This is a genomic window from Vibrio sp. Vb1729, assembly GCF_033338655.1.
Taxonomy (GTDB): Bacteria; Pseudomonadota; Gammaproteobacteria; order Enterobacterales; family Vibrionaceae; genus Vibrio; species Vibrio alginolyticus.
On the sequence record NZ_JAWOTB010000003.1, the window covers coordinates 22,473 to 35,448 of the forward strand.

10 protein-coding genes are annotated in these 12,976 nt (G+C 43.5%); 5 read left to right on the top strand and 5 right to left on the bottom strand.

Features of this window, described 5'->3' with window-relative positions; genetic code table 11:
- Positions 1-78: 78 nt before the first annotated feature.
- Both znuB and znuC read right to left on the bottom strand, forming a co-directional pair.
- Positions 79-864: a zinc ABC transporter permease subunit ZnuB gene (znuB, locus tag R7E29_RS01385; protein WP_005382183.1), complete on the bottom strand. Its 786-nt coding sequence runs from the start codon at positions 862-864 to the stop codon at positions 79-81.
- Positions 857-1,645 (bottom strand): zinc ABC transporter ATP-binding protein ZnuC, encoded by a 789-nt coding sequence (znuC, locus tag R7E29_RS01390; RefSeq protein ID WP_005382185.1) that lies wholly within the window; start codon positions 1,643-1,645, stop codon positions 857-859. Before znuC ends, znuB begins: the two co-directional genes overlap by 8 nt.
- 78 nt (positions 1,646-1,723) lie before the next feature.
- Here znuC and znuA point away from each other — a divergent pair, with 78 nt between their 5' ends.
- The 5 genes from znuA (at position 1,724) to R7E29_RS01415 (ending at position 9,755) form a co-directional block, all read left to right on the top strand.
- The gene (znuA, locus tag R7E29_RS01395; RefSeq protein ID WP_054576701.1) at positions 1,724-2,611 is read left to right on the top strand and encodes a zinc ABC transporter substrate-binding protein ZnuA; all 888 of its coding nucleotides are present in this window, start codon (positions 1,724-1,726) and stop codon (positions 2,609-2,611) included.
- 202 nt (positions 2,612-2,813) lie between these two features.
- Positions 2,814-6,191 (top strand): AraC family transcriptional regulator, encoded by a 3,378-nt coding sequence (locus tag R7E29_RS01400; RefSeq protein WP_054576702.1) that lies wholly within the window; start codon positions 2,814-2,816, stop codon positions 6,189-6,191.
- Positions 6,192-7,024: 833 nt separating this feature from the next.
- Complete coding sequence (locus R7E29_RS01405; protein ID WP_005382190.1) at positions 7,025-7,252, top strand: ferrous iron transport protein A; 228 nt, start codon at positions 7,025-7,027, stop codon at positions 7,250-7,252.
- A complete protein-coding gene (gene feoB / locus R7E29_RS01410) occupies positions 7,252-9,528 on the top strand; it encodes a Fe(2+) transporter permease subunit FeoB (protein ID WP_054576703.1) in 2,277 nt (758 codons plus the stop codon). Before R7E29_RS01405 ends, feoB begins: the two co-directional genes overlap by 1 nt.
- On the top strand, positions 9,525-9,755 hold the full coding sequence (locus R7E29_RS01415; protein ID WP_005382192.1) for a FeoC-like transcriptional regulator: 231 nt from the start codon (positions 9,525-9,527) through the stop codon (positions 9,753-9,755). The genes feoB and R7E29_RS01415 overlap by 4 nt, the downstream gene beginning before the upstream one ends.
- Before the next feature lie 108 nt (positions 9,756-9,863).
- Here R7E29_RS01415 and R7E29_RS01420 read toward each other — a convergent pair whose 3' ends face one another.
- The 3 genes from R7E29_RS01420 to argS all read right to left on the bottom strand — a co-directional run bounded on the left by R7E29_RS01420 (position 9,864) and on the right by argS (position 12,865).
- Positions 9,864-10,385, bottom strand: coding sequence for a YqhA family protein (locus tag R7E29_RS01420; protein ID WP_042523163.1), 522 nt, complete (start codon positions 10,383-10,385; stop codon positions 9,864-9,866).
- A gap of 150 nt (positions 10,386-10,535) precedes the next feature.
- Positions 10,536-10,964: an HIT family protein gene (locus R7E29_RS01425; protein WP_005446436.1), complete on the bottom strand. Its 429-nt coding sequence runs from the start codon at positions 10,962-10,964 to the stop codon at positions 10,536-10,538.
- A gap of 167 nt (positions 10,965-11,131) precedes the next feature.
- The gene (argS, locus tag R7E29_RS01430; protein ID WP_054576704.1) at positions 11,132-12,865 is read right to left on the bottom strand and encodes an arginine--tRNA ligase; all 1,734 of its coding nucleotides are present in this window, start codon (positions 12,863-12,865) and stop codon (positions 11,132-11,134) included.
- Between the last annotated feature and the right edge of the window lie 111 nt (positions 12,866-12,976).

Consider the following 12,976-nt stretch of genomic DNA (forward strand, 5'->3'; position numbering starts at 1 on the left):
CGCAGGCTTTTCTTTTTCCGTTTCCGTGGGTTTATGTTTGTTGTTAGCAAGGTCTTTCGCGTTTAATGCTCAATGCGATTATGCTTTGCTTTTAATCAGCTGGCTCAGCATAAATAAGGATGTTGCGCTGATCACTACAGAAGGGCCGGCCGGTGTATCGAAGTGCCATGATAGGCTAAGCCCCATCAGTACTGCCACTGAGCCAATAATAGATGCGAACAATGCCATTTGCTCTGGTGATGAAGAGACTTTACGTGCTGTTGCTGCTGGGATAATTAGGAGCGAAGTCATGATCAACGCGCCAACGAACTTCATACCTACTGCGATTACTACACCCACCATTAGCATTAACACCAATCGAACTAAGTCTGTATTCACGCCCTCAACAGCGGCAAGTTCTTCACTAACAGTGCTAGAAAGCAGTGGGCGCCAGAAGACGTACAAACACGCACTCACCGCAACAACACCTGCGTAAATAAACATCAGATCTTGTGGAGAGACGGCAAGTAAGTCCCCAAATAGGTAGCTCATTAAATCGACGCGCACGTTTTCCAAAAAGCTAACCGATACTAAACCGATAGAGAGTGCACTGTGTGCCAAGATACCTAACAACGTGTCTGTAGCCACAAGTTGTTGCTTTTGCAGAGTGACAAGCAAAACGGCCAGAGCTAAACAGCAGACGAGTAGCGCAAGGTAGAGATTTACGTTGAGCAAGAAGCCCAGCGCTAGGCCCATTAACGATGCATGAGCTAGGGTATCTCCGAAGTAAGCCATTTTACGCCAAACGACAAATGACCCAAGTGGACCGGCAATGATCGCAATACCAATACCAGCAAGAATAGAAGGTAGGAGAAACTCAATCATGATGGTGATGTCCGTGTTTATGGTGGGAGCATGATGTCGCATCACCGCTTACTGGCGTTCCGGATAAATCGTGATGATGGTGCTCATGGTCGTGATGATAAAACGCGAGAGATTCTCTCGCTGCATTGCCAAATAGCGCGATGTAAGAAGGGTGCTGAGTAATAGTGGCAGGTGAACCTGAGCAGCAAACATGGTGATGCAGACAAATAACATCGTCCGTTTTCGCCATCACTAAATGTAAGTCATGCGATACCATAAATACGCCACAATCAAAGCGGTGACGAATGCTCTCAATTAAGTCATAGAGATCGATTTGACCTTGGATATCCACCCCCTGAGCTGGTTCGTCTAATACTAATAGCTGAGGACGCTGAAGCAGAGCGCGCGCCAGTAACACTCGTTGGTTTTCACCACCGGATAAGCGATGCATATTACTATTAAGTAAATGTTCAGCGCCAACAAGCCTTAATGCATCAATGCACTCCTGCTTACTGTATTTTCCTGCTAAATTTAGGAAGCGGGTTACATTCAATGGAAGGGAGTCATTGAGCTTCAACTTTTGAGGAACGTAACCAATTTTCAGTTTTCTTTGTCGGTTCAACTTGCCGCTAGTCGGCTTTTGAAGACCTAAGATAACTTTGACTAACGTTGATTTTCCCGCTCCATTGGGACCAATTAGGGTAGTTATTTTGCCCTTTTCTAATTCCATACTAATGTTATCGAGAACTCTGCGGCCATCGAACTCGACGCATAACTGCTCAAGATGGACTAAGGAAGACATGAATGAAACTCATTTGCAAATCAATAATGTTATAATGTAACATTATCTCACTTTCCACGCCATATCCCAAGTAAAACTATGAAAAGAGCATTAATTCTTGCTGCCTCAGCAATGTTAACACTGCCAGCACAGGCGGTAACGGTACTGACGAGTATCAAACCTATTCAGTTGTTAGTAACAGAGCTTACTCAAGGAGTAACTTCACCAGACGTGCTATTGCAGTCTAACACATCACCCCATGACTATGCTTTGCGTCCATCGGATGTTAAAAAGGTCGCTTCGGCTGATTTGGTTATCTGGTACGGACATGATCTTGAACCGTTTCTAGAGAAAGTTGTTTCGGATAGATCGAATACTTTGACTATTAGTCAAATTCCAAATCTAGAATTGCGTGAATTTGATAGTGAGCACAACCATGACCATGATGGGCACGATCATGGCTCACATGATCCGCACTTTTGGCTAGGTGTAAGCCAAGCACAACAAGTGGCCAAGGCTGTTGTGAATCAACTTGTATCACTTGATCCGGAAAATGCAGCTCAATATCAAGCGAACCTCAAAAAGTTTGAACTCGAGCTAAAAGACACTGACCAACAGATAAAGCAGAAGCTGGCACCAGTAAAAAACAAAGGTTACTTTGTATTCCATGATGCTTACGGTTATTTCGAAGATCGTTATGAACTAAATCAAATGGGGTATTTTACTGTGAGCCCAGAACGCAAGCCAGGAGCGAAGACCTTAATTCAAATTCGTCAAAAGCTAAGTGGTGAAGATGTGGCTTGTGTATTTTCTGAACCTCAGTTTACCCCGGCTGTCGTTCAGAGCGTAATGAGAGGCAGTGATGTCGCTAAAGGCGAGCTTGACCCGTTAGGGAGTACAATTGAAGCAAAACCTGGCAGTTACTTTACTTTTCTCAACAATATGGCGAATAGTTTTGAGCAATGCTTGAACAAAAAGTCAGATTAAGTGCTGTCGTAATGTAGGAGTAGTCTTTTTAACGTGATCCAGTAGTAAGAATTACAACCTTTGGTAAGGCGAGCCTTTTCTCAGAAAGTAATTGAGATATCATTACCAATAATTATCAGCTCAAAATAACCGTATCAATCCATGTTTTACAAACGATGAACGGTCACTTTCAGAGCACAAATTGATACAAAAGGTTTTCGTCTTGCTACGCCAATTAGCCCTTGCTCTGTTGGGCTTTGTCTTATCCTACCAAGCATTTGCGCTTCATAATGCAAATGCAATCTTTTACCCTTTGCCAACTCAGGCAAAGGGTACTTTTATCGCGGCTAAAAAGTTGTTCTTGGGTGAAAAGGGCGGTTTGTGGATTCATGACGTACACGGACGAGTCCTGTTTTACGATGGTCAAACTATATTGCCTAAATCAGGTAGCTTCCTACAAACGTCGGCTAAGCAGTTGGCTTATCATAAAGGTGCTTTTTGGACCTTTATTGAAAATGAGGTCTATCGAACCTATCCAAATCAGGAACGACGTTTAGTCTTTAGTTTAAATCCAGGCTCACAAATAAGAAAAATAGGGTCTTCAAAGAACTATATTTGGGTGAGTGATGGCGCGCATTTCTATACCTACAATATCGACACTAGCGAGTTAAACTCTTTCTCTCTATTGCAGCTCTATCAACATAGTAATAATAGCTACGTTTACATTAATGATGCGGTGCTAGTTGAAACCAAGTGGGCACTAGCAACGACTTCCGGCTTCTATCTTTCTGAAGGTGATAAGTTTGACCATGTCGCTGCCTCAGGTCAAAACTACATTGAGAAAGTCTATTATTCACACACGCGAAGAGAAATTTTGATAGGTACATTGCGTGGCGCTTTAATTTTCAACATTTACCAGCCTGATAAAGAAGTGATTAGAATTGGCGGCTCACATGTTTTGACATTCGCAGAGACAAATCAAGAGTATTGGGTGGGGACCGAGCATGGTCTTTATTTGTACTCATTTTTTTCAGGTGAGGTCACCGAAGTCGCGCCTGCAAGTTTTCTTGAGTTAGAGTTAGATAACACGAAGATTTATTCGTTGTTGAGCGACAATATGGGAGGGATGTGGATTGCGACTAACCAAGGTATTCGTTATTACTCGCTATTTAGTAAAAAATTTGAACGAGTGACCTTTAGTAGTTATGACTCACACACCCTATCAGGACGAATTCGGCAAACTATTGAAGGTCCTGATGGTGCGCTTTGGTTTGCTGATGACCGAAAGATTTATCGTTCAGGAAAGAGTGGGATTAACCAAGTCTTAGAGTTGGAGTCGCAGATCAATGAATTTGCGTTTCAAAACGGTATGCTTTGGCTTGCGACCTCAAAAGGGCTGGAAATATTTGAGCTAAATGGTCTCAACAAGATTACATATCCTTATTTACAGGTTATGGCCGGACATGCCGTAGAGCATGTGACCGTTGATGGTGATGACCGTCTTTGGGTATCAAGCGGATACCATCTTTACAATGTTGATACTGCTGCACGAAGCGTACGAAACTTTGGAAGTGAGTGGCTAGTAAGTCAGTATTTGCCTGCTAAGGTTACGCGCCTATATGATACTGAAGATGCCCTATTAATAGGCACCGATCATGGCGTATACCAATACAGTAATGACAACATCCAGTTTATCCGTTTTTCAGAAAAGTTTGGTGAATCATTAGACATGACCACGGCGGTTGATGGCAGCCAGTGGTTTGCTTCATCTTATGGTGTGTTTAAAACTGATACACGAAGCGATGAAAAACGTGTTGTTGAAATGAGTGAGCCCAACGCCAGACCTGCTTGCTTGATCAGAGACAGGCAAGGTGTATGGTTAGCTTCCTCTGTCGGTTTAAGCTATTACCACCTTTCGGGTGAGTTAGTGAAACATTACTCATCGTCATCAGGCTTAATGAACAATGAGTTCCTCCCTGGTATTTGTAGCGTTATACAGCAGACAGAAATTGGTGAGCGAGAGCTTGTTCTGGGGTCGAAGTACGGACTCGTAAAAGCAGAAGCATCCAAGCTGCTTGTATCTAATCCCCCAGAGTCTAAGTTTATTGTTAGCCAAGTTGTGCTTGAAAATGAAGTTCTGCAAGTTGGTAGTGCCGATCTGAATGGGCTCACACTGCCATATGGATCTTCGCTGAGTTTTTTATTCGGTGTGATGCCAAAACCAGACAGTCAAAACTTGTACTATCGATTGAACAACGATGACCCATGGCAAACGTTAGAGGGGGGCCAACTGACACTCGAGCACCTTAGTTCCGGTGAATATCACTTGCAGGTCAGTAATGAGTCTCAAGTTGCCGCTGGAGTCGTTGGTTTAGAATCTCACTTTATCGTCCTTCATCCTTGGTATCTATCGCGATTTGCTATTTTAGGCTTTGTCGTAGCTAGTATTGCGGTCGTTGCAGTACTCGTATTCTGGCGCTCGCGCTACGTTGTACAGGCTAACCGTGATCTAGCAGCTCAAGTGACCCTCAAAACGAATCAGTTAAGACATCAAAGTAGAGTGTTGCTTACGAGCAACCAGCAATTACGTAAACAGATTCAAGTTAGAAACCTACTCGTAGACCATGTAGCTCTATCCATAAAATCAAGCGTCGACTTTATTGTGGCGAAACTACCTATGCCTCTGGATACTGCGACAGAGGAGCATTTGGCTAAAACGAATTGGCAGTTAAATGAACTCAAAAGTGTTCCAAGTGATGTAAGTGGTGGGAGCCAGAACTACAACTTGAGTCAGATAACTCAGTCAGTGGTTGATGTATGGCAAGATGACTTTGCAAAAGCGGGTATTTTGGTAGAGCTAGAAGATGAGAGCAAGCAGAGCCGGGTTGCTCTGGAAAGCTTTAATCTTGATGTTATTTTCAATAGCATTTTTGCCAATATCATCAAGCGCTCTTTCCGAGGTCAAACGGTTAGAATTATGCTAGAAGAGGGGCATGATATTGTGTCATTGAGCTTTCTTGATTACGGGACGCAATTACCTAATAAAGTCGCGACTGGGTTTCCATCTAACTTAAATCACTCTGAGTTGAGTATTGACCACCTTGCCCAATTAGTGACAACGAGTGGTGGTTATTTGGCTGTCTTCTCTTCTGATGCTCAAAACAAAGTCGAGATTACATGGCCATCTGCGAAGGAAAGTAGTTATCTGGATGAACCGCAGCAAGAACCCAATCCTGTAACTATTGCAGAAGATCAAGTCACACCAGAGAAAGAGTGGTTGCAAAAAGTCTATCAATTAGTGGCAGAGCATTACCATGATCCTGAATTTGGCACTGCGTCAGCCGCTAAAATGCTGTATATGTCTGAACGCTCTTTGCAGAGACGTTTTAAATCTGCCTCGTCAAGAACGTTAAAAGACTATGTCACAGAGGTTCGTTTAGAAACGGCGTGTGAACAGTTATTGGCGGGTGAGAAAATCAGTGAAGTCGCCTTTAACTGTGGCTTTAATGATCCATCTTACTTTAGCCAAAAGTTTAAGCTACATTTTGGTTTGCCCCCGTCCAAGTTTGCTTTGACTCAAGAAAGCCAAGAAATTAACTAGAAAACCTTCATTACACGCTCCCTAGTTAATAGTTAAGATGCTGGGGAGCTGCATGCAGTGCTCTATTATTGCTGCAGTTGCTAACGCAGTGAGTTTCATTGTTTTTTCATCACATCTAGCCTACAAATCCATTCTCAACACGTAAGCACGATCACGTTCTATCTGTTAGTCGCGATGTTCATAGCAATAAGCATAAATGGCTTCAAGAGAATGATTTATTGATAGTTGCAACAAATAAATGACAGTTGTATTGCTGTATCAAAAGAGCGTTGTTCATTTGGGTGAATGATGGTGTGCGACATTCGTGAAAACGAAAACTGTGTTGAAAAGATGAATAAGGTAAAGAAGTTTTGAAAGAGGTGAAAAAAAATATCGTGGTATAGCCGGGGGGACTATACCACGGGTGTCAAGGACACCTTCGCTTGCTGCCGGAGTGACATGTTGCCATGCCACCTCTGGAATTTATTAGAGAGGTTGCCCTCTCGATGGAGTAACTATACGAGAGGTTACTTATTTTTCTTATAAAAATAACGCCATGTTTATATGAGAAAAGCGACAACGTTTGGTTTTTTACTTAACCAATTGTTTTAATTTGTATTTTTTGTTTTCTATCTTGGTTTGTGACATTTTTGTTTCGTTAGGTGTCATTTTTAATTGTTAATTTTGACGTAAATAACGAGAGGAAATTTACGAAGTTAACGTTTGAAAGCGTGAAAACATTTACGGAATCTTTGATTTCACACAAGGATTGAGGGGGTATAGGGGAGTAATATTGGCAACCTAAACTCATTAAATAATAATATTTCTCATTAGCAATACTCTTAAGGGCCACTATGAAGTTATCAGAGATTAATCCTGGCGATACGGTGACGATTCGGTTGTTAGATGGTCTTTCATCAGATATCAGAAAGAAACTCATGGTAATGGGGCTGCTTCCCAATACAGAAGTCAAAGTGATTCGACGTGCGCCAATGGGCGATCCTTTACAAGTCGAAGTCCGTGGTGTGTCTGTCGCATTGCGAGAAACAATTGCTCAGAAAATTGAAGTGGAGCGAGTGTAATGCAATATCAAGTGCTAACCGTAGGTAACCCTAATAGTGGTAAAACGACGCTATTTAATGGTTTAACTGGCGCAAAACAGCAAGTTGGTAACTGGGCAGGCGTCACGGTTGAAAAGAAAACGGGACAATTCAAGCATGCTGGGGATGAGTTTTTGCTCACTGACCTTCCGGGTATTTACTCATTAGACAGTGGTAATGATAGTAATAGTATTGATGAATCCATCGCATCGCGTGCGGTTCTAACTCATCCTGCTGATCTCATTATTAACGTGGTGGATGCTACAAGTTTAGAGCGCAGCTTATATATGACGCTGCAACTTCGCGAACTTGGTCGCCCTATGATTGTTGTCCTCAACAAGATGGATGCGCTAAAGCGTGAACGTCAGATGATTAACGTTGCAGAGCTTGAGAAAACGTTAGGTTGTCCGGTTGTCAGTTTATCTGCAACCAATAAAACTCAAGTGGCAGAGTTTAAAGAAAAGCTCCATAAATCCATCGTTCAAGGAGTGCCACTTAAAGAATTGTCTTTGCATTATGGTGAGAAGATGGAGTCGGCAATTCAAACGGTTTCCGCACTTTTTAACGACCAAACCGTCGCTCATCGTGCACTAGCGATTCGTGCGCTTGAAAAAGACACAATGGTGCTCAATAGTCTTTCTGATATTGATAGAAGCAAAGTCTTGGAAGTCATTACGACGTTAGATTTGGATATCGATTTGCATGTCGCGGATACTAAGTACACGCATCTGCATGAACAGTGTAAAAAAGTTCGCCGAAGCGAAGGCAAGTTAAGTCGTAGTGTGACTGAAAGACTCGACCAGTTTATTTTGAACAAGTGGATTGGAATTCCTTTCTTCTTTGTTGTTATGTACCTGATGTTTATGTTCTCGATTAACATCGGTAGTGCATTTATCGACTTTTTTGACATTGGTGTGGGCGCATTGTTGGTTGATGGTGGGCATCACTTGTTAGACGGTCATTTGCCTGTGTGGTTAGTGACGGTTCTTGCTGATGGTATCGGTGGTGGTATCCAGACAGTTGCAACCTTCATTCCGGTTATCGCGTGTTTGTACCTCTTCCTAGCGGTACTTGAGAGCTCAGGTTACATGGCTCGTGCAGCATTCGTACTAGATAAAGTGATGCAGAAGATCGGCCTACCGGGCAAAGCATTTGTACCGTTGGTTCTTGGTTTCGGCTGTAACGTACCGTCAATCATGGCAACTCGTACTCTAGACCAAGAACGTGAGCGTAAACTGGCTGCCTCTATGGCACCATTTATGTCATGTGGTGCTCGTCTGCCTGTATACGCGCTATTCGCAGCGGCATTCTTCCCAGGTTCTGGCCAGAACATTGTATTCGCACTTTACCTACTTGGTATTGTGGCAGCGATCTTCACAGGTCTTTTCCTTAAGCACACGCTTTACCCTGGTAGCAGCGATAGCCTATTGATGGAAATGCCAGATTACGAGCTTCCGACGCTACAAAACGTGGTGATCAAAACTTGGCAAAAGCTAAAGCGCTTTGTACTTGGTGCAGGTAAAACCATCGTTATCGTTGTTGCTATTCTGAGTTTCTTCAACTCATTGGGTACTGATGGCAGTTTTGGTAATGAAGACAGCGAAAACTCGGTGCTTTCTAAAGCTGCGCAAGTTGTAACTCCAGTATTCGCGCCAATCGGTGTTCAAGAAGATAACTGGCCAGCGACGGTTGGTATCATTACCGGTATCTTCGCAAAAGAGGCGGTAGTTGGTACGCTTAACAGCCTGTACACCACGCCAAGCGACGGTGAAGACGCAGAATTTGATCTAATGGGCAGCCTAGAAGAGGCAGTAATGAGTATCCCTGAAAACTTAGCCGGTTTGAGCTACTCAGATCCACTAGGCATTGAAGTGGGTGACTTAACTGACTCAAATGCCGTTGCCGAAGAACAAGAAGTCGATGCTTCTATCTTCGGTAACATTAAATCTCAGTTTGCTTCTGGCAATGCCGCATTTGCTTACCTAATCTTTATCCTACTGTACACACCTTGTGTGGCGGCGATGGGGGCTTACGTACGTGAGTTTGGTCATAAGTTCGCACGCTTTATTGCGGTTTGGACAATGGGCTTGGCTTACCTATGTGCGACGTTCTACAACCAATTGACGCATTTCGCAGATAGCCCAGTGACAAGTGGCATTTGGATGGCTGTGATCGTTGCTATCTTCTTTGGTACCTACCGTGTGTTCAAACAAGTTGGTAAGAAACAAAACGGTGCATTAGAGGCGCAAGTAGCATGATTTTAAAAGAGCTTTATCAATACATTGCAGACAAAGGAACCGTCTCCCAGTCAGATCTGGCTAAACAGTTTGGGATGAGTGAAGATGGCGCCGACGCGATGTTAAACGTGTGGATTAAGAAGGGCAAAATTAGCCGCCTAGTCGACACTAATAAAGCTCATGACGTGACTCGTGTTCGCTACTCAGTGACTAAACAAGATGGTTTGTCTCTGACAGTCACCATGTAGCGACTATCAAAATTAGTCACCTAAAAATTATCACGTAAAAACGACAAAGCCGCATCAGCAATGATGCGGCTTTTATTTTGCTGGTTATTGTTTGTGAATACAGCGAAATTAATGTTCTTCAGAGTGTTTAGTCGCGCCTAACCCTAGGAACTTCAAACCAAGACTTAAAACTAAAATCGAAATAGGTAATGTTAAGATCGTCCAATCTAAGCTGTCGAAGTTAATCAGCACGAGCTCTAAGAACTTCACAAACAAGATCACGATGATGACTTCAGCCAAAATGTTTTTTAGATGGCCGATGTTCGGGGTTCTGATCCAATGCAAAACCGACTGCTCTTGTGTTTTCGCTTTAGCTTTGTTGGAAATAAATAGTGTGTAGATGCCGTGAGCAAAGATGAACAAAACTAGTGCGACAAGAAACGTATCCAGTGACTTGATCAAATAAGCGATCGCGATGTCTGCTTTATCTAAATGTGCGAGTGCTTCTGGAGGTGTTTGATTGAGAATGAAGACCGCAAATGCCGAATAGGTTTTTGCTGCACCCATAAGAAAAAGCAAGAATGAAGCAGCCATGGAACAGATGATGGCGATCCAGCTGACGTATCGGAATGTGTTGAAGACTTGTTTCATGATGACCCTCTCTAACTGAGCTGGTAGTCTAAACAAGTTTTATTTTAGTGATAATCCCAGAAAAATGAGAAAGATTGTTACAAATACGTATTAATCTTTCTCTGTCTATTTCAGCCGTATTCAAAGGCGAATTATTTTCGCTTGCAGTTCTTATGCTTTTTGGAAAATAGAGCTCAGTGACAACACGTTTTTAATGCGACCAAGTAATTCGTTTTGCTCTTCTTCTGTACGGAATTCACCTTTGGTGTTACCCCAAACCGGTCCCGGCCATGCGACGTCATCTTTGAAGCGAGCAATATGGTGAATGTGCAGCTGTGGCACCATGTTACCTAGTGCGCCAAGGTTTAACTTGTCTGGACGGAATGTTGCTTCCAGTGCTTGGCTTACTGCCTGAGATTCTAGCAAAAACTGTTGCTGTTCTTTCATTGGCAAGTGGTGAAGCTCTTTTAGGTTTGCACGTTTAGGTACCAAAATAACCCATGGCACGGCATTGTCTTTATGCAGAAGTGCCACACACAGTGGGAAGTGACCGATAACGGTAGTGTCTTTTGCCAATTGAGGGTGCAGTTCAAAACTCATTATATTATCCGATTTGAATTGAATGACATCAGTATACGCCAGATAAAACAAAAGGTTGACGCTTTCACGCCAACCTTTTGAAATCATATCGATTCTCGATTCTCGATTCTCGATTCTCGATTCTCGATTCTCGATTCTCGATTCTCGATTCTCGATTCTCGAATCGCTTACATGCGCTCTAGAGTATCAATACCTAGTAGAGACAGACCTTGCTTGATGGTCTTCGCTGTTAGCGCTGCTAGTTTCAGACGGCTTTGTTTCACTGCTTCGTCTTCAGCAACTAGGATAGGGCACGCTTCGTAGAAGCTAGAGAACTGACCTGCTAGTTCGAATAGGTAGCTACACATGATGTGTGGTTGACCTTCGCGAGCGACAGATTGAACCGCTTCTTCGAACTGCATAAGCTTAGCAATAAGTGCTTTCTCTTTCTCATCAGTGATTTTGATGTCACCTTGGAGAGCGTCCATAGCAACACCAGCTTTAGCGAAAATAGAAGCTACGCGAGTGTATGCATATTGCATGTATGGTGCTGTGTTACCTTCAAACGCTAACATGTTGTCCCAATCGAACACGTAGTCAGTCGTACGGTGTTTAGATAAGTCAGAGTATTTAACCGCTGCCATTGCAACTGTTTTAGAGATCTTCTCTTTTTCTTCCGCATCTAGCTCAGGGTTTTTAGATTCGATCAGTTGTGCTGCACGAACTTCTGCTTCATCTAGAAGGTCGGCAAGGCGAACGGTACCACCCGCACGAGTCTTGAATGGCTTACCATCTTTACCAAGCATCATGCCGAACGCGTGGTGCTCAAGAGATACTGACTCTGGCACGTAGCCTGCTTTACGAACAATTGTCCAAGCTTGCATTAGGTGCTGGTGTTGACGTGAGTCGATGAAGTAAAGCACACGGTCTGCGCTTAGCTCTTCATAACGATATTTTGCACATGCGATGTCTGTTGTTGTGTATAGGAAACCGCCATCGCGTTTTTGAACGATAACGCCCATTGGTTCGCCATCTTTGTTCTTGTATTCATCTAGGAATACAACTTGCGCGCCATCATCTTCAACGGCAAGACCTTGTTCTTTTAGGTCTGCAACGATCTTAGGAAGCATGTCGTTGTACATGCTCTCGCCCATCACGTCGTCACGAGTCAGTGACACGTTTAGACGGTCGTAGTTGCGCTGGTTTTGGATCATGGTTACATCAACGAGTTTTTTCCACATTTCTGCACAGTACTCGTCACCGCTTTGCAGTTTCACAACGTAGTTTCGCGCCTTTACTGCGAAGTCTTCATCTTCGTCGTACAGCTTTTTCGATTCGCGGTAGAAGCCTTCAAGGTCCGCAAGTTCCATAGAAACTTCGCCAGACTCTTGTTGTACACGCTCAAGGTTTGCGATAAGCATACCGAACTGAGTACCCCAGTCGCCGATGTGGTTCGCACGGATCACTTTGTGACCTAGGAACTCAAGAGTACGTACTACCGCATCACCGATGATGGTTGAACGTAGGTGACCAACGTGCATTTCTTTAGCAACGTTTGGTGCAGAGTAGTCAGCAACGATAGTTTGAGCTTCGTCTTCTGCAACGCCAAGACGTGAGTCAGCCAGTGCTGCTTCCGCTTGTTTTGCTAGGAACTCTTCGCTTAGGAAAATGTTGATGAAACCAGGGCCAGCGATTTCTGTCTTGCTCGCAATACCATCTAGGTCTAGAACATCCAGTACTTTCTGTGCAAATTCTCGTGGGTTAGTACCCAGTTTTTTAGCAACGCCCATTACGCCGTTTGCTTGGTAGTCACCAAATTGTGGCTTTGCTGATTGGCGTACTGCCGCAGGACTGCCTGCAGGTGCGCCAGCGGCTTCTAGAGCCTGAGATACTTTGTCATTAATAAGTGCTTGGATATTCACACGCGTTTCCTTCAATTCAAGGACGAAGAACTCGGCGAAGTAAGTGCCGAGTTCTGTTGGAGTTCACAAAAATGGGGCTAATGATAACAACTTTATTGCTTTTCATACAGA

What these genes read in the sequence shown, in the direction of transcription:
- znuB (WP_005382183.1), bottom strand. Translation starts at nt 864, where the DNA reads ATGATTGAGTTTCTCCTACCTTCTATTCTTGCTGGTATTGGTATTGCG.
- znuC (WP_005382185.1), bottom strand. Translation starts at nt 1,645, where the DNA reads ATGTCTTCCTTAGTCCATCTTGAGCAGTTATGCGTCGAGTTCGATGGC.
- znuA (WP_054576701.1), top strand. Translation starts at nt 1,724, where the DNA reads ATGAAAAGAGCATTAATTCTTGCTGCCTCAGCAATGTTAACACTGCCA.
- R7E29_RS01405 (WP_005382190.1), top strand. Translation starts at nt 7,025, where the DNA reads ATGAAGTTATCAGAGATTAATCCTGGCGATACGGTGACGATTCGGTTG.
- feoB (WP_054576703.1), top strand. Translation starts at nt 7,252, where the DNA reads ATGCAATATCAAGTGCTAACCGTAGGTAACCCTAATAGTGGTAAAACG.
- R7E29_RS01415 (WP_005382192.1), top strand. Translation starts at nt 9,525, where the DNA reads ATGATTTTAAAAGAGCTTTATCAATACATTGCAGACAAAGGAACCGTC.
- R7E29_RS01420 (WP_042523163.1), bottom strand. Translation starts at nt 10,385, where the DNA reads ATGAAACAAGTCTTCAACACATTCCGATACGTCAGCTGGATCGCCATC.
- R7E29_RS01425 (WP_005446436.1), bottom strand. Translation starts at nt 10,964, where the DNA reads ATGAGTTTTGAACTGCACCCTCAATTGGCAAAAGACACTACCGTTATC.